Origin of the sequence: Pedobacter sp. 22163 (genome assembly GCF_052045595.1) — a bacterium.
GTDB lineage: Bacteria > Bacteroidota > Bacteroidia > Sphingobacteriales > Sphingobacteriaceae > Pedobacter.
In genome coordinates, this window is sequence record NZ_JBQEPM010000003.1 from 278,542 (window position 1) to 295,865 (window position 17,324).

A 17,324-nucleotide genomic window follows, 5' to 3' on the forward strand; every position below is an offset into this window, starting at 1 on the left:
CGCTAAACTCTAAACGCTAACCCTTTAACAATTCAATTTAAATTAGTTTTTCTCCAAAACTGTTTTCCAAACCAAGGCACTGAGCGCCGCACCAATAATGGGTGCTACAATAAAGAGCCAAACCTGGCTTAAGGCTTCTCCGCCAACCAAAAGTGCCGGACCAATACTTCTTGCCGGGTTTACTGACACACCCGTTACCGGAATACCAACAATATGGATCAGCGTTAAACTTAAGCCAATTGCAAGTCCTGCAAAGCCGCCGTTGATATTTTTAGTAGAGGTTGAGCCGAAAATAACCAGTAAAAAAATAAAGGTGAGTACAATTTCGGCAATAAAACCAGCTGCTAAACTGTAATGTTGTGGAGAAAGCGCCGCAAAACCGTTTTGTCCTAATCCATTTGCTGTTAAAGAATATTCTGCTTTCCCTGATGCAATTTGCAGTAAAATAAATGCGCCTGCAATGCCCCCTAATACCTGTGCCACAATGTAATAAGCGGCTTCAGCAATTTTCATCCGGCCAGCGATTACCATTCCGATTGAAATTGCCGGATTAATGTGACAGCCTGAAATGTGCCCAATAGCATAAGCCATAGCCGTAACTGATAAGCCGAAGGCAAAAGATATGCCTAATAAGCCAACGCCGGTTGTGCCATTTGCGCCAGCTATAACCGCGCTACCACAACCCATTAAAACCAATACGAGCGTGCCTAGAAATTCGGCACTGAATTTAGAAAGTTTACTTGTCTCCATATAATTTATTATTTAAAGGTTTAAATATTATATCCGGATGATTGTCAATCGAATATAACTAAAAATTTAGAATATAAAATGGAATAGGTACTGGTGATTTTAGTCTGATGATTACGGAATTTTAGACAAGAGAAAGGGGCTTAAATCCATAAGCCCCATTTAAACCAAACAAACTATTTATGAAGTCTATATAAAACGCCTATGCAAATAAAAAGTTTTGTGAAAATTAAATTATTTGCTGTTGATTATAACTTAATATGGTTAATGGCTCAAAATAAGCAATACTGTAACCGAATTGATGGAAAAAGGCAATCTGTTTTTGACTTTAGGATGTTAAAACAGGTTAAGTTGTGCTGGCTGATATAAGCTAGGATCGAAATTGTAGGGTGTGTTTTGAGTATTGCTTACGTAATACAGCGCTGTTTCTTCATGTCTTGAAGCTACTTTAACAAAAGTATTGCCGGCAACGTTTTTAAAAAGGTTTTCAACCAGCTCTGGGTCGTTATTATCTTTTGATAAGTGGCTCAGCAATAAATGACTCATGTACGGGGCTTTATGGTTAATGAAAAGCTCCAACGCCTGCGCATTGCTCAGGTGACCATGTCCACTCGTAATCCTTCTTTTTAGAAAATAAGGATATCGGCCATTTTCCAGCATTTGAGTATCGTAGTTGGCTTCTAAAAAAGCCGCATGGCAATTTTTGAAATGGGTAATTAAACGATCGCACACCGAACCTATATCTGTAAAAACACCCACTCTTACCTCGTTACATTCAACAGTAAAACTATAGGGATCAGCCGCATCATGAAATTTAGAAAAGGCAGAAATCTTTAAACCGCCGATCTGAATATGTTGTAAGTGGCTTAATGAAAAGGTATTGTTTGCATCCAAAACTAACCGGCTGCTTTTTAGGGTAGCTGTGCTAATGTAAACCGGGAGTTTATGTTTTTTAGCAAACACCGCTAACCCTTTAATGTGGTCGCTATGTTCGTGCGAGATAAAAATGGCTTTTACTTTACTGATTGATAAACCTAAACGGTTCATCCGAGTTTCAACCTCTTTGCAGGTTAGGCCAATATCAACCAAGATTGCTTCATTATCGTTACCTACATAGTAACAATTGCCATTACTTCCTGAATTGATTGATGTAAAATATAGTGCCATTTTTCAGCCTGCAAGATAAGGCTTATTGGGCAAAGGAAAAAGGAAAACTATACTCTTGTACCGTTGTGTTCTACCAGGCGCGAAAGGAGGGGTAGGAAAGCCTGGATCAAGTTAATTTCTTCAGAAGAGAAAATTTTTTCCATCGTTTGCGCCAGCCATTCCTCTTTTATTTTCCTGCTGGCAATAATGTGTTTTTCGCCCAGCTTGGTTAAGCTTATAAAAACCTTTCGTTTATCCTCATTGCTTGGAAAGCGTTCTACACACTTGGCATCGAACAAGCGGTTAATGATCTGCGAAATAGCTTGTTTTGATACCCTTTCCATGTCTGCCAGTTCTGTCGATAACATTTTACCGTGTTGTTCGAGTAGCGACATCGTTAACAGTTCAGCGTTACTAAAGTCTGAGCTTACGTTCTGTTTGCGTAACTGTCTGGTTAAGCGGGTAACGGTGCTTCTTAGTTTTGCGGCTATATCTTGTGTTTGGGTAGGCATCTTAATGGTAAATAAACTTTACAAATATAAGCTTTTAATTTTATAGATAAACTAATATGGGTTTCCATTTTGTTTGAAATGTGATTCTGTGATGATAAAAATTTCAGTTTTTGGCTTTTTGAATTGGTTTTCGTTTTGTACTTTTGTAAAGTTACTTTACTATTTTAAACATGAGTATTTTTCGTTCGCTAAGGCATTACAATTACAGGTTATTTTTTACAGGTCAGGCTATATCACTAATCGGCACATGGATGCAGCGTGTAGCCATCAGCTGGTTGGTATATCGTTTAACAGGATCGGCTTTTTTGCTGGGATTGATAACTTTTTTGAGTTTAATTCCTTCACTGGTGCTGGCGCCATATGCTGGGAGCTATGTAGATAGGCATAACAAGTACAAGATATTGGTGATTACCCAAATAATCCTGATGCTGCAGGCTGGCGCCCTGGCCTTGATGATCTGGTTTAAAGTATACGATATGTTCTGGATTGCAGCACTTTCGCTGGTTCAGGGCCTGGTAAATGCTTTTGATGTTACCGCCCGTCAATCGTTAATGGTAAATTTAATTGATGATAAAGAAGATTTACCAAATGCCATTGCGCTCAATTCTTCCATGTTTAATGCAGCCAGGTTAATCGGCCCGGCATTGGCAGGGGTAATTTTGAGTACTTTGGGCGAAGATATCTGTTTCCTGATCAATTTTGTGAGCTTTATTGCGGTACTGGGTTGTATGGTAATGATGAAGCTTAAACTCACCGCACATCAAAAATCGAAAGAAAATATCTGGATTGACCTGAAAAAAGGTTACGATTATCTTAAATCATCGCCAGATTTGGCATCTATGGTATTGATGATGGCTGCATCAAGTTTATTGGTAATCCCTTTTACTACTTTATTGCCTGTTTTTGCCAAAGATATTTTTAATGGAAATGCCACAACATTTGGCTGGTTTGAAAGTGCAGCAGGATTTGGTGCATTCTTCGGTGCCATTTATATGGCTACATTAAAGGCTAGTCAAAATTTACAGAAAATTGTAATGATGTCGGGTATTTTGCTGGCCATTTCTGTTGTAGCGCTGGCTATATCACCATCGCTTGTTCTGGCTTTAATCTGTACTGGTTTAGCTGCTTTAGGTTTAATGGCACAAACCTCATCTATCAATACTTATCTGCAGACCCATGCCGATGATGTAATGAGGGGAAGGACTTTAAGTTACTATATCATGGCTTATCAGGGGGTATTGCCAATCGGCAGTTTGTTGATGGGGTATTTAGCGCACCTTTTTGGTACGCAGACTGTAGTTGCTTTTGAAGGTGTTGCGGGCTTGTTGATTGTAGCTGCGTTTGTGTACAATGAAAACCGTCGTAATCAATTGAAAAATAGATTTTCTCTCTTCGGAAACTAATAAAACCATTAAGGCATTTGGGAAAATAAATTTTTTGTGGAAATGCTTCTTAATGACCTTAACTGCTTAATGGTGCGCGATGTTGTGAAGGTTTTTTGCCATTAAGAACATTAAGTTTGGTGTTACAGTTTTTTCTTCACATACGTAGAAAGAGCGTAGATTTAGATATTTAAGCAATGGTTATGCTAAACGCCATCCGCCAAACGCTTATCCATGCACGATCAACTTACAATCCACCATTACTTTTTGGTAATTATGAAGATCAATTTCTTTGTTGATCAATTGTATCAATAGTTTAATTGCGTTTTCACCTACTGATTCAGGGTTTTCTTCAATAGAGGCAATAGGGGGTGAATCGAGATAACTGATGAAAGAGGTATTCCCGAATCCTATACATTCAATTTCGTTAAAGTTGGGGTGATTTATTGATCTTAGGTATTTTATTGCATCAAACAAGATCGGCTCTTTAAAAGCCACAAGTGCTGTAGGCATATTTTCTGGATTGGCAAACAAATTTTTAATTGCTGTGATTGTATTTTCTTTATCAAAATCAGTATAAGCAACCAGTTCAGCTGAAAATGGCACTTGATTATCTTTTAACGCATTAATATAGCCATTAAAGCGGTCGTGTGTAAAATTAATCATTTTTGGGCCACCCAGATAAGCAATCTTTTTATGTCCCCTGTCTATTAAAAATTTTGTAGCCTGGTAACAGCCCTGAAAAGTATTGCCCAATACTTTATGGCAGCTTAAGTTAAAACTCGGGTTTCGGGTATAATACACCACCGGAATGCCCATGTTTTCGAACTGGTCTAAATGCGCAAAATCTTGTGTGTGTTTCGAAATAGCCACAATTAAGCCATCCACCCGGCTCCGCAACAACATATTTGCAGATTGGATCTCTTTTTCAAGATCATCGTGAGATTGACTGATGATCACATTGTATCCATTTTGAGTAGCAAACTGCTCCACGCCATAAATACTTCTGGTAAAAAAATGATCTAAAAGATTGGGTAAAATAATGCCAATAATGCGAGATCTTTTTTCCTTTAAATTAATAGCTGATTTATTGGGCGTGAAATGCAAATCGCGAGCCATTTCCTGAACACGTTGTTTTGTGTATTCGTTTATGGTAGGGTAGTTGTTAAGGGCTTTTGATACTGTTGATACTGACATCTTTAACTTCTCAGCCAAGAACTTTAGTGTAACAGGGGTATTGTTCATCATCTTTTCCAATCTCAATGCATAGTTAAGAAAAAAAACGCAATTATTTCAAACGTTTGAAATGTAGTTTCAGTGGATTTTATTGCGTTTTGGCCTATTTTAAAACGTTTTAATCTTTTAAGCTTTTCTAAATTCGTCATCACAAACACAAACTAACCAAATAAACATGATGAAATCATTACTTACTAACTTCAGTTTTAAAAGGGCATCTACTGAAGTATCAGGTTTAGTTGCAAAAACTAACTTTATTCTGTCGCAAAAATATTACGCTTCAAAGCCGACATCATACCATTCTCAGGACGCTTAACCGTAAAGCTCAAACATTTTTCTCATCGCTTATCATGCATAATGATGGGCAATATTTTAGACCAAATTAAATGGATCTGTACGACTAACAGAATCTATTTAATAAGGACTGACTACGCATTAAATTTTAACAAAATAGATTTAATATTTATTACAATTATGGATAGACTTTACAATTTGAGAAGCACTTTACTATCTGTTGGGTTTGAGAAAATTCAATGGTTAAAAGTGCTTTATACCTTCACTTTACTTTTTCTGATCAGTTACTCTTTTACAGCCTACGCGCAAACAACGGTAACAGGCACAGTGAAAGATAACAAAGGAGTTACTTTACCTGGAGTAAGCGTGAGGGTAAAAGGCACCACAGTGGGTGCGGTAACCGATAACGATGGGAGATTTTCTATCAGGGCATCTGAAAATGCAACCTTAACTTTTACCTACGTTGGCTATGTAAACAAAGAAGTTGCCGTAAATAGCAAAAGCAGTTTGACTATTGTGCTTGATGATGATTCTCAGGGATTGGATGAGGTGGTAGTGGTAGGTTATGGTGCACAGAAAAAATCTACTTTAACGGGCGCTATTGCACAGATTAGTTCAGAAGAGATCATGAAATCGCCAACACCAAATCCTACCAACAGTTTGATTGGTCGCTTACCAGGTTTATTGGCCGTACAAACAAGCGGTCAGCCGGGCGCAGATGGTGCCCAGCTTAAAGTAAGAGGGGTGGCTACCTACGGGGCCAACAATGCAGCAATTGTAGTGGTAGATGGCGTAGAACGTCCGAGCTTTTCTGATGTGGATGCCAGCGAAATTGAAACTATTACGGTACTAAAAGATGCGGCATCGACGGCTATTTATGGGATTCGTGGTGCCAATGGTATTATTGTAATTACAACTAAACAAGGTAAAATTGGTGCGCCAAAAGTTACCTATACAGGTAATTATGCTTTACAAACCTACACTGGATTAGCTGTTGGGTTGCCAGCACTAGAAAGTGCAATTTTATTAAATCAATCTTACATAAACGACAGTAAATCAGTGTTTTTTACCGATGCAGAAATTCAGAAATTCAGGGATAAATCAGATCCGATTGGTTATCCTGATGTGCAATGGTTTGATTATCTGACTAAAAAATATTATTCTCAAACACAACACAACATCAATATTAATGGTGGCACCAGAATTGCCAAATATTTTGTTTCGGCAGGTTATGCTTTTCAGGATGGAATTTTTAAAAAATTCGATTCTCCCTACGGAATTAATACCGTACCGAATTATAACCGTTACAACTTCCGCTCGAATGTAGATTTAACCCTGAACAAAGATTTTACTGTTGGGATTAAACTGGGTGGCCGTTTTGCAAACCGTTACCAACCTGCAGGCTTAAGATCATCCTCTGCATTCTCATACGATACGATTGAAGGCATGATCTCGCGTATTTTACAGGTTCCGGCTTATGCCTATCCGGTTACTTTGCCTGATGGAAGGATAACGGCCAACCCGAACGTAGGTACAAATATTTGGAACCCTTATGCTGTTTTAACCCGTTTTGGGACACGTAACGACGACAATAATACTATTGAAAGTACCTTCAATCTAAACTATAAATTGGATTTTATAACCAAAGGATTAAATTTTAAAACTGTTTTTGGTTACGATTCTTACTACAACAATACTGAAAGAAGAAATGCCAATTGGGCAGCTTACGTGTATAATCCGGCTACAGGCGAAGCTACTTTATCAACTGATACGCGTAACCGCGACGAACCTTTGGGAGCTGTACAGGATGGTGGCGTTACCGAAGGTAGTACAAATATGAATTTACAGGCGGGTTTTGATTATAACCGCAATTTTGGAAAACATAATATTGGTGGATTGTTGTTGGGAACCAGGCAGTTGATCAAATCAACAGGTAGTACTGCCTTTACCGCACCACCAAAAGCATCACAAGGTATTGCCAGTCGTGTTACCTATAATTATGATGAGCGTTATTTTGCTGAATTTAATGCCTCTTATAACGGATCGGAAAATTTTGCTCAAGGGCTACGTTACGGTTTCTTCCCGGCGGTATCAGCAGGGTGGACATTAACGAACGAGGATTTCTGGAAAAAGAACGATATTTTATCCTATTTAAAAATAAGGGGTAGTTATGGTTTAGTGGGTAATGATAGGATTTCGGATAGCCGTTTTCTATTCCTGACCAGTTATTCTACGTACACCACAACTACAGCTGGTGGACAGGTAGCTCCATTTGGGAATCCAAATTCGATTACCAATTATCCAACTATCCTGATCAGGGATCCCCAATTTTTTGGTGCTACCGGAAATGATCTCGGTAACCCGATAGTAACCTGGGAAACGGGTACTAAACGCAACATCGGTTTTGAAGCCCGTTTATTTAAAGACAACCTAAAAGTAACATTCGATTTATTTGACGAAACCAGAAGAGATATTTTGACGCCTTCGTTAAGTGGTTCTGCGCTTTATGGTCATACCTATCCGAATTTCAACAAAGGTATTGTTTACAATAAAGGTTATGAGATTGAACTCGATTATCAAAAGCAGGTAGGAAGTATAACACTTGGTCTTAATGCGCAGTTAAGTTACGCGAAAAATAAAATTGTAGAAAATGATGAACCAGATGGCCTGCCACCTTCGTTGGTAAGAAAAGGAACAAGCGTTGGCCAGTTTTTCGGTTACAGAACTGATGGTTTTTTCCAATCTGCAGCTGATATAGCAGCCTCCCCAAAATTACAGGGTTATGCACCAATTCCCGGAGATTTGAAATTTAAAGATTTAGATGGTGATGGTATTATTACCAGCTTAGATCAGGAAGCCATAGGCCATACCAATACACCTGAGTATGTTTATAGTTTTAGTCCACGTATTTTGTACAAAGGCTTTTCGCTTTCTGTATTATTTCAGGGGGTTGGAAATGTAAGTTCAAATGTTATTCTGAACGAACAGAACAACGGGCAACAAATGTATCCGTTTATGCTCGATTCATGGACACCTGCAACTGCAGCAACAGCAACCTGGCCAGCTATACATGCCAGGGGAACTGCGTCATTAAATTATGCATTAAACGATTTTACTTTACAGAATTCTTCTTATTTGAAAATCAGGAACGTGGAATTTGCCTGGAACTTACCTAAAGAGTGGGCTACAGCATTGAAGTTAAGTAATGTGAGACTTTTTGTGCAGGGGCAGAACCTTTATACCTGGACGAAGTATAAATTTTATACCGATCCTGAAAACGTAAACACCATCAATACGGCTTTCCCATTGCAATCCATTTACCCTACATCAAAAGTTTACAATTTTGGTTTAAACGTTCAATTCTAAGGAACATGAAAAATTATAAAATATTTACAGCAATTCTTTTATTAACCCTCTTCTCTATTTCCTGTAAAAAGGATTATCTGGAACGTACTCCGGGGGTTGCCATTAGTGAAGATGATATTTTTGCCGACCCGGCATTGGCGGCAAGATTTGCCGATAATGCCTATAATTATGTAATTACCAAATACGTACGTTTTAACGATCACCGTGGCTGTACCGCTCAGGCTTCTGACGAGGCTGTTTCCGGAAACTCAGAAGGATCTGTAACCTCTTTGAATAGAGGCTTGTACCATGATCATTCTAACGGTCCATCATTAAATGATATTTATGGTGTTTGGAAATTGATGTACGCCGGTATTGCCGTGCAAAATAAAATGTTGGCCAGGATAGGTGAGGTACCCCCACCGCCGAATGCTTCTGTTCCGATTTTTGATGCAAAACGGGTTGAAGGTGAAATGCGTTTCTTACGTGCACTTTCTTATTTCGAATTGACCAAAAGGTTTGGTGGCGTGCCTATTATAGATAAAGTTTATGCGGTTACCGATGATATGAACAGCATACCAAGAAGTTCTTTTGCCCAGGTAACCGAATTTATTTTAAAAGATATAGAAGTTGCCCTCACTAAATTAGGTACCGATGCCGATTATGGTGCTTCTAACTATGGCCGCCCAACGCTTGGTGCTGCACTGGCTTTAAAAGCACGCGTTTTATTGTATGCCGCAAGTCCAATAAATAATCCAAATAACGATAAAACCAAATGGCAGGCTGCTGCTACTGCTGCTGCAGAAGTAATGAAAGGTGCTGATGGTTTGGCAAAGCAAACTTATGCACTGCAAGCCACTTATGGAGATCTGTTAAATCTTCCCAATTCAACAGAATACATTATGATGAGGATTAAAGGACCAACTCCTTTAGCTGGCGAAATGATGCAGGATTTTTCGATGTCGCCTGGTTCTGGTGGTGCACAAGGGCAAATGAACCCTACACAAAACCATGTGGATATGTACGAAATGGCCAATGGTAAAGCCATTACTGATCCTACCTCCGGTTACGATCCGCAAAAACCTTATTTAAACCGCGAACCACGTTTTTATAATAATATTATTTATAACGATTTAGCCTGGCAAGGTAGAAAAATAGAAATGTGGACGACCACGGATGCTACAGGTAAAACGGTATATAGTAAAGATTACAGCACAACTATTACTTACACTGCAACGCGTTACTATTGCAAAAAATACTGGCCAGAGGTATACAGGACCGTTGGCGGAAGTACAACTTTACTAAACTATCTATATTTCCGCTATGGCGAAATATTGCTAAACTACGCCGAAGCACAGAATGAAGCGGTGGGGCCTGATGCAAGTGTTTATGCACAGCTTGTGGCCTTGCGTAAACGCGCAGGAATTACCCAAGGTGCTGGTACTTATGGCTACGGACTTAAAGATAACATGACCCAGGATGAAATGAGAACTGTTATCAGGCATGAGCGTGCTATAGAGTTGGCTTTCGAAGATCACCGCTGGTATGATATTATGCGTTGGAAAATTGGTGCACAAACCATTGCTGTTCCGATGAAGGGTATGGATGTGGTAAAAAATGCCAATGGAAGTTTTACTTATACACCGATTGTACTTAGCTCAACTTTCCAGAAAAGCTGGACAGAGGCACAAAACCTTTACCCAATCCCTAGAGCTGAAATTTACAAAAGTAAAGGGGCTTTAATCCAAAATCCAGGCTGGGAATAGTTGATATAATCACATAACGCTAAAAGATTTTCAAAATGAAATTTATAAAATCAAAATATATTATATGTCTGTTATTCACGATGGCAGGAATGCTGAGTGTTTATGGGCAAAAACCTGACGAAAGATTAACCGTAACCGGGAAAGTGGTAGATCAGGATAAAAAACCGCTTCCAGGCGTAGCCATTTCCATTCAGGAAGATAAAACCAACAAAGCGGTTTCTACAGGCACAGATGGTACCTTTTCTATCGAAGTGACGAGCAGCGATGTACTGGTATTTAAATTTGTAGGCTATGGAACAATATTAAAGCCAGCAGCAGAAGTAATTAAAGCCGATATAATTTTAACCAAATCTTTAGTTGATGCTGGAGATGATGATTTGGTATATATCCCTTTTGGGGTAAGAAAGAGAAGGGAAGTAACCGCAACAATCAGCACCATTCGTGCAGAAGACCTTCCTCAAATTCCTTCCTCATCATTAACCAATGTTTTTACCGGAAGGTTAGCAGGTTTAGCAGTATACCCAAGTGGTTCGCAACAACCGGGTTACGATGCATCTAGTTTTTTAGTAAGAGGGCGTTCATCTTACAACAGCAATCAGGAACCCTTAGTATTGGTTGATGGAATTGAAAGAGACTTTACCTCAATGGATTTAAATGAAATTGAGAGCGTAAGTGTTTTAAAAGATGCCGCAACATTAGCCTGGTATGGCATGTATGGCGGCAACGGTGTAATTTATGTAAAAACGCGCCGTGGTAGTGCAACTTCTACCAAAGTAAGTTTTGATGCGCAGGCTGGTTTACAGGCTCCATTGCAGATTACTGCTCCTTTAGATGCTTATTCTTATGCAACGCTTTATAACGAAGCATCTATCAATAGCGGTGGTACAACAGTTTACAACCAAGAAGCTTTACAGGCTTATCAAACCGGATCTGATCCGATAAAATATCCGAATAACAATTTTGTAAGAGATTTTACCAAAAGAGTAGCACCTACACAGCGTTATGTAGCTTCGGTAACAGGCGGTAATGCCTTTATTAAATATTATACGGTATTAAGTGCTTACCAACAAGGTGGTTTTTACAAAGGTGGTAACAGCGAAACTTATGATGCCAATACCGATTTTAGCCGTTATAACCTGCGTACCAATTTAGATCTCCATGTAAACAAAAATTTAGATGTAGCTTTAGATATTGGTGGTAGGATCACTAACCTTACTTTCCCTAATGCGGGTACAGGAGCCTTTTTAACCGCAGTATACGCTACACCTGCAAATGCTTTCCCTATTCTTAATCCTAATGGATCGTATGGTGGAACCTCAGTTTATCAGCAAAGCAACCCTTTGGCCATGATGCAATCAAGAGGTGCAAGTACTGATTTAATGCGGAACATGATTGCAACCATCAGTGCACGCCAAAAAATGGATGGTATCTTAAAGGGCTTATCAGGTGAGGTTTTTTATGCTTACGATATTGCAGGTTTGTATCGCTCAGGTTTTGCTGAAACTTATGCAACCGCAGTGCTGAATGCAGATGGAACTTATTCGCCATTTGGTACAGCAAGTAAGGTGAATTATCAAGGAAATGTATTTTCTGGTAACGTTAAAAAAAGTGAGTTTTGGGCTGGCTTGGATTACAACCGTACTTTCGGTAAACACGATATTAAATTCTCAACAAGGGTTTCGAGAGCAAATTTATCGTCTTTCGGAAGTTTGGACGTTCGCAGAGAAGGTTGGTCTAACCGCTTATCATACAATTTTATCCAACGTTATTTTGTTGATGTAACAGCTAATTATTCAGGGTCAGAGAATTTTGCACCCGGCAAAAGATATGGCTTTTTCCCTGCTGCATCAGCAGGATGGATCATCTCTGATGAGAATTTCATGAAAGGATCCAGCAGTTTCTTAGATCTGTTAAAAATCAGGGGATCTTATGGTCTGGTGGGTAATGATGCAATTGGTTCGGCCAGAAGATTTGCCTTTAACGATTTCTATAGCAGAAGTACAACAGGATATAATTTCGGTACGGCTTTTACTGGTGCAACTGGTACAGGTCAACTGGCTTTGGCCAATCCCGATCTAACCTGGGAGAAAGCCTATAAAACCAGTGTTGGTTTCGATGCCAGGTTGTTTAAACAATCATTATCCATCAGTGCCGATTATTTTTACGAAGACAGGAAAGATTTAACCACGGCTTCGTTATTACCAAGTTTGCTTGGCCAGAATTTAATTTATGTTAATGAAGGTGAAGCCGAATATAAGGGCTTTGAAACCGGTGTTAATTATAATAAGAAAATTGGCGCCGTAAACCTGAACGTTTTTGGAAACTTTACCTATAACGTAAGTAAAATCCTTGCTATAAACGAAGGAGCTGGTTTGCCGTCTTATCAAAAGCAATTAGGTCATCCCATTTCGAGTGTAATTTCGCCTGCAGCCACTGCAACTACTTCTGCAGGTTATATTTCTACTATGTTAATATCCAATGGTATTTTCCAATCACAGGCTGAGATTGATGCTTCACCAAAACAGATGTTGTCAGGAGCTGTGAAACCTGGTGATATCAAATATGTTGATCAGAATGGTGATGGCTTGATTAACGATCTAGACAGGGTAAGGACTGATTTTAATTTTGTGCCAAAAGCATTCTTTGGTTTTGGCGCTTCAGTATCCGTTAAAAATTTCGATCTGAATTTCCTGTTCCAGGGAACCAGCGGTCGTTCTATTACCATTCAGAACCTGGTTAACTCAGGTAATGCCAATAATGGTTACTTAAGCCAGTTTAGTGTAGATCGGTGGACACCAAGTAATACAAATGCGCCTTATCCTAGGTTATTATTAACCGATAGGGGTAATAATACGGCTAATTCTGATTTTTGGATCCGCTCTGGCGATTACATCAGGTTAAAAAATGTTGAATTGGGTTACTCATTATCTCCGGCATTTATCAAAAGGTTAAAAATTTCACAGCTCCGTTTTTATGTTGGCGGATTAAACCTGTTAACGTTTGATAAACTTGGCGATCTGCCAATCGATCCGGAATTGCCCGAATCGGGATACAATGCTTCATATCCTTATATGAAAATTTATTCGCTGGGGTTGAACTTGAAATTTTAAAAGATAAGACAATGAAACCATCATGATTTTACAACTTTCTAATAAGATATGCTTAAAATCATGATAGCTTCATCACCGTTGAAATAAATAAAAAAAGATGAAAAAAAATATATTTTATCCAATCCTGGCCTTTGTGATCTTACAGGTAGCAGGGTGTAAAAAATCCGACTTTCTTCAAGATGGATCTTTTAGCGGGACTAATGATATTACCGAAGCACAATTATGGGCAAATCCCGATTATGCCAGGAATTTTTTAAACAATGTATATTCTGTTGTTTCTGACCGATATAATCTGGGTGATGGCGCACTGTTGGCATCAGGAACTGATGAAGCAGTAAATTCCAATCTCAATGCATCAATTTCTACTATAAATAATGGCACCTGGAGTCCGGTTAGAACCTTCGATGATGTTTACGTAGATATGTATGTAGGCATCAGAAAAGCCAATATGTTCCTCGAAAAAGTAGATGGCAGCGCAATTGTTCCCATTGATGAGGTTTTGCCTGCTAACGTGGCCGAAAACCAGACTTATGCTTCGCAGATAGAGCGTTTAAAAGGTCAGGCTTATTTTTTAAGGGCATTTTTCGAATTCGAACTGCTTAAACGTTATGGCAGCTTCGCCATCATAACTAAAACCTTAACCATTAACGATAATCTTGATTTGCCCAGAAATACTTTCGATCAATGTGTCGCACAGATTTCGGCAGATTGTGAAGCCGCTATATCCAGATTACCGCTTTCTCCATTAGAATGGAATACGACTAACCGCGGTAGAGCCACGCAGACTTCAGCCATGGCACTTAAATCGAGAATGTTATTATATGCAGCTAGCCCGCAATATAATCCAACAAACGATGTTACCAAATGGCAGGCAGCCCTTGATGCGGCCAAAAGGCTAATGGATACCAATAAACATGGTATTTACACCTCTTATCCAAACCTTTGGCTGTGGAATGTATCTGGGGCTGCATACAACACAGAAGTTATTTTTGCCACGCAAACGCTTAATACCAATTCTATCGAAAGTACCAATGCTCCTATCAGTTATGATGGTGCAACCGGACGTACCAACCCGACGCAGGAAATGGTTAATGCTTTTGAAATGAAAACAACCGGTAGAGCCATTACCGATGCTGCTTCAGGATATGTAGCAACAAACCCATATGCGAACCGCGATCCAAGATTAGGTTTTACTGTGATGTTTAATACCGCTTCAGTGCAGCCCATTGTAACGGCCAATAATTTTAAGGGTAAGCCTGTGGAAACTTTTGTGGGTGGTAAAGATGGTTTAGGACTTAATGTTAATGCCACAAAAACGGGTTACTACATGCGTAAATATTTAAGCGAAAGTGCTGTTTGGACAGGTACAGCGACAAATATCCGCCGCCCCTGGATCCTGTTCAGGTATGCAGAAATACTCTTAAATTATGCTGAAGCATTAAATGAGGCACAAGGAGCAGGCGCACAAACTGAAATATTGAGGGTATTAAATTTAATCAGAGATAGAACAGGCGTTAAAATGCCTCTTTTGCAAACCACTAATGTCGCCGGTAACGCTTATGTAGCACCAACAAAAGATGAATTGCGTAAAAGGATTCATAGCGAGCGTAGAGTAGAACTATGTTTTGAAGAGCACCGTTTTTACGATGTGCGTAGGTGGAAAGAAGGAGAGATTACATTTAACAAACCGGTTACAGGTATGCGCATCGTTCAGTTAACGCCAACAACTTTTAGTTATACACCGTTTACAGTAGAAAATAGAGTGTTTACAGCTAAAAATTACTTATACCCTATTGCTCAAAACGAATTAAATAAAGCACCAGGCCTGGGTCAGAATCCCGGATATTAACTAAAAACTAGATTTTGCTCAAATTTAGGCGGGCGGTGGAAACACCGTCCGTTAATTAATTGTTAGTTTTGAAACGATCAATTAATTAATATTAAAACTTAAGTTATGCTAAAAACAACCTATAGCGTATTTTTAATCTACTTTTCGCTCCTTTCATCAATCAGTTATGGTCAGGTTACCGCTATACAGAACATTCAGGGCCGGAAAATCCAGAGCCTTAATGGTAAATGGAATTATATTGTCGATCCTTACGAAAACGGTTATTACGATTATCGCCACGATCCGTTCGATCAGTCTAAAACCGGAACCGGAGGTTATTTTGATGACAAAGTACAGAAAGATAAATCGGAGCTGATTGAGTACGATTTCGATCATTCACCTCAAATGAATATTCCGGGAGATTGGAACTCGCAGTCAGAAAAATTAGAACTTTACGAAGGCAATGTCTGGCTCCGTAAAAAGTTTGATGCAAAACCCGAAAAAGGTAAAAAATACTTCGTGTACTTCGGGGCCGTAAATTACGAAGCCCATGTGTACCTCAATGGTAAAAAGTTAGGTGTGCACAAAGGCGGATTTACGCCTTTCCAGTTCGAAGTAACCAATAACTTAAAAGTTGGCGAAAATTCCATTGTACTTAAAGTTGATAATATCCGCAAACAGGATGAAATCCCGACTGTAAATACCGATTGGTGGAATTATGGCGGCATTACACGTGATGTTTTTTTAGCCGAATTTCCTGAGCATTTTATTAGTGATTATAAACTTCAGCTCGTTAAAGGAAACAATAACCTGCTAAATTTTTCGGTAAAACTTGCTGATGCAACTGCCGGGCAGGAAATTACCCTTTCTATTCCAGAACTTAAGCTAGAAAAGAAATACAAAACGGATAACGAAGGTAAAATTGCAGATGAGTTTACCTGGAATAATTTGAGCTTATGGTCGCCAGAAGCACCAAAACTTTATGCGGTAAATATTAAAAGCGATAAGGAAAATATTAACGATAAAATTGGTTTCAGAACCATTCAGGTTGATGGTGATAGCATTTTGTTAAACGGTAAATCTGTTTTTCTAAGAGGGATATCACTTCACGATGAAAACCCGCTTTTAGCAGGCCGTTTACGCTCAGAAGGAGATATGCGCATGATGTTACAATGGGCGAAAGATATGAACTGTAATTACGTTCGCCTGGCACATTACCCACATAATGAAGAAATGATCCGCCTGGCGGATGAAATGGGCCTGTTGGTTTGGGCAGAAGTGCCTGTTTACTGGACCATCAGCTGGACCAATCCTGCAACTTATGCCAATGCAAAAAAACAGCTTACTGATTTAATCGTACGCGATAAAAACAGGGCAAGCGTAATCGTTTGGTCTATCGGTAACGAAACGCCGCTAAGCGATGCCCGTTTAAGTTTTATGAGCAATTTGGCAGAGACAGCCCGCTCTTTAGATGATACGCGTTTAGTAGCTGCCGCTTTAGAAGTGCACCGCGAAGGAAATAATATCATTTTAAATGATCCTCTAGGCGAAAAAATAGATCTGGTTAGTTTTAATGAATACGCTGGCTGGTACTGGGGAGGTAATCCATCCGAAATAACCAAATACAATTTTGATATCAAATATAAAAAACCTGTAGTGATCACCGAGTTCGGAGGCGATGCTTTGGGCGGTTTCCACGCAGATGAAAATACGCGTTGGAGCGAAGAGTACCAGGAGGCATTGTACAAAAACCAGATTACCATGTTAAGCAAAATCGGTGCTTTACGCGGAATGACACCATGGATTTTAACCGATTTCAGATCACCAAGAAGACAACATCCAATTTATCAGAATTTCTGGAACCGTAAAGGATTGATCAGCGAAACAGGCAAGAAAAAGAAAGCCTTCTATGTGCTGAAAGATTTTTACGACCAGATGCAGGTCAAATACAAATAAAA

At 39.2% G+C, this 17,324-nt stretch carries 10 protein-coding genes; 6 read left to right on the forward strand and 4 right to left on the reverse strand.

All coding sequences use genetic code 11. The features are described 5' to 3' along the window. Window positions 1-42: 42 nt before the first annotated feature. The 3 genes from aqpZ to ACTJKN_RS09565 all read right to left on the reverse strand — a co-directional run bounded on the left by aqpZ (window position 43) and on the right by ACTJKN_RS09565 (window position 2,405). The gene (gene aqpZ, locus ACTJKN_RS09555) at window positions 43-750 is read right to left on the reverse strand and encodes an aquaporin Z (protein WP_440824424.1); all 708 of its coding nucleotides are present in this window, start codon (window positions 748-750) and stop codon (window positions 43-45) included. 333 nt (window positions 751-1,083) lie between these two features. Beyond that, window positions 1,084-1,914, reverse strand: coding sequence for an MBL fold metallo-hydrolase (locus ACTJKN_RS09560; protein ID WP_440824425.1), 831 nt, complete (start codon window positions 1,912-1,914; stop codon window positions 1,084-1,086). Between the two features lie 47 nt (window positions 1,915-1,961). Next, a complete protein-coding gene (locus ACTJKN_RS09565) occupies window positions 1,962-2,405 on the reverse strand; it encodes a MarR family winged helix-turn-helix transcriptional regulator (RefSeq protein ID WP_440824427.1) in 444 nt (147 codons plus the stop codon). Between the two features lie 170 nt (window positions 2,406-2,575). Here ACTJKN_RS09565 and ACTJKN_RS09570 point away from each other — a divergent pair, with 170 nt between their 5' ends. After that, window positions 2,576-3,808: an MFS transporter gene (locus ACTJKN_RS09570; RefSeq protein ID WP_440824429.1), complete on the forward strand. Its 1,233-nt coding sequence runs from the start codon at window positions 2,576-2,578 to the stop codon at window positions 3,806-3,808. A gap of 207 nt (window positions 3,809-4,015) precedes the next feature. On the opposite strand, the gene ACTJKN_RS09575 is transcribed toward ACTJKN_RS09570, so the two are convergent. Continuing rightward, a complete protein-coding gene (locus ACTJKN_RS09575) occupies window positions 4,016-5,035 on the reverse strand; it encodes a LacI family DNA-binding transcriptional regulator (RefSeq protein WP_440824431.1) in 1,020 nt (339 codons plus the stop codon). A gap of 462 nt (window positions 5,036-5,497) precedes the next feature. On the opposite strand from ACTJKN_RS09575, the gene ACTJKN_RS09580 reads away from it, so the two are divergent. The 5 genes from ACTJKN_RS09580 to ACTJKN_RS09600 all read left to right on the forward strand — a co-directional run bounded on the left by ACTJKN_RS09580 (window position 5,498) and on the right by ACTJKN_RS09600 (window position 17,322). Beyond that, window positions 5,498-8,683 (forward strand): SusC/RagA family TonB-linked outer membrane protein, encoded by a 3,186-nt coding sequence (locus ACTJKN_RS09580; protein WP_440824433.1) that lies wholly within the window; start codon window positions 5,498-5,500, stop codon window positions 8,681-8,683. Window positions 8,684-8,688: 5 nt separating this feature from the next. Beyond that, window positions 8,689-10,428 (forward strand): RagB/SusD family nutrient uptake outer membrane protein, encoded by a 1,740-nt coding sequence (locus ACTJKN_RS09585; protein WP_440824435.1) that lies wholly within the window; start codon window positions 8,689-8,691, stop codon window positions 10,426-10,428. 35 nt (window positions 10,429-10,463) lie between these two features. Continuing rightward, entirely contained in the window at window positions 10,464-13,538 is a 3,075-nt protein-coding gene (locus tag ACTJKN_RS09590) for a SusC/RagA family TonB-linked outer membrane protein (protein ID WP_440824437.1), read from the forward strand. Between the two features lie 97 nt (window positions 13,539-13,635). After that, window positions 13,636-15,387 carry a RagB/SusD family nutrient uptake outer membrane protein gene (locus ACTJKN_RS09595; RefSeq protein WP_440824439.1) on the forward strand — a complete coding sequence of 584 codons (1,752 nt, stop codon included), beginning with the start codon at window positions 13,636-13,638 and terminating at the stop codon, window positions 15,385-15,387. 105 nt (window positions 15,388-15,492) lie between these two features. Next, complete coding sequence (locus ACTJKN_RS09600; protein WP_440824441.1) at window positions 15,493-17,322, forward strand: glycoside hydrolase family 2 protein; 1,830 nt, start codon at window positions 15,493-15,495, stop codon at window positions 17,320-17,322. Window positions 17,323-17,324: the final 2 nt, after the last annotated feature.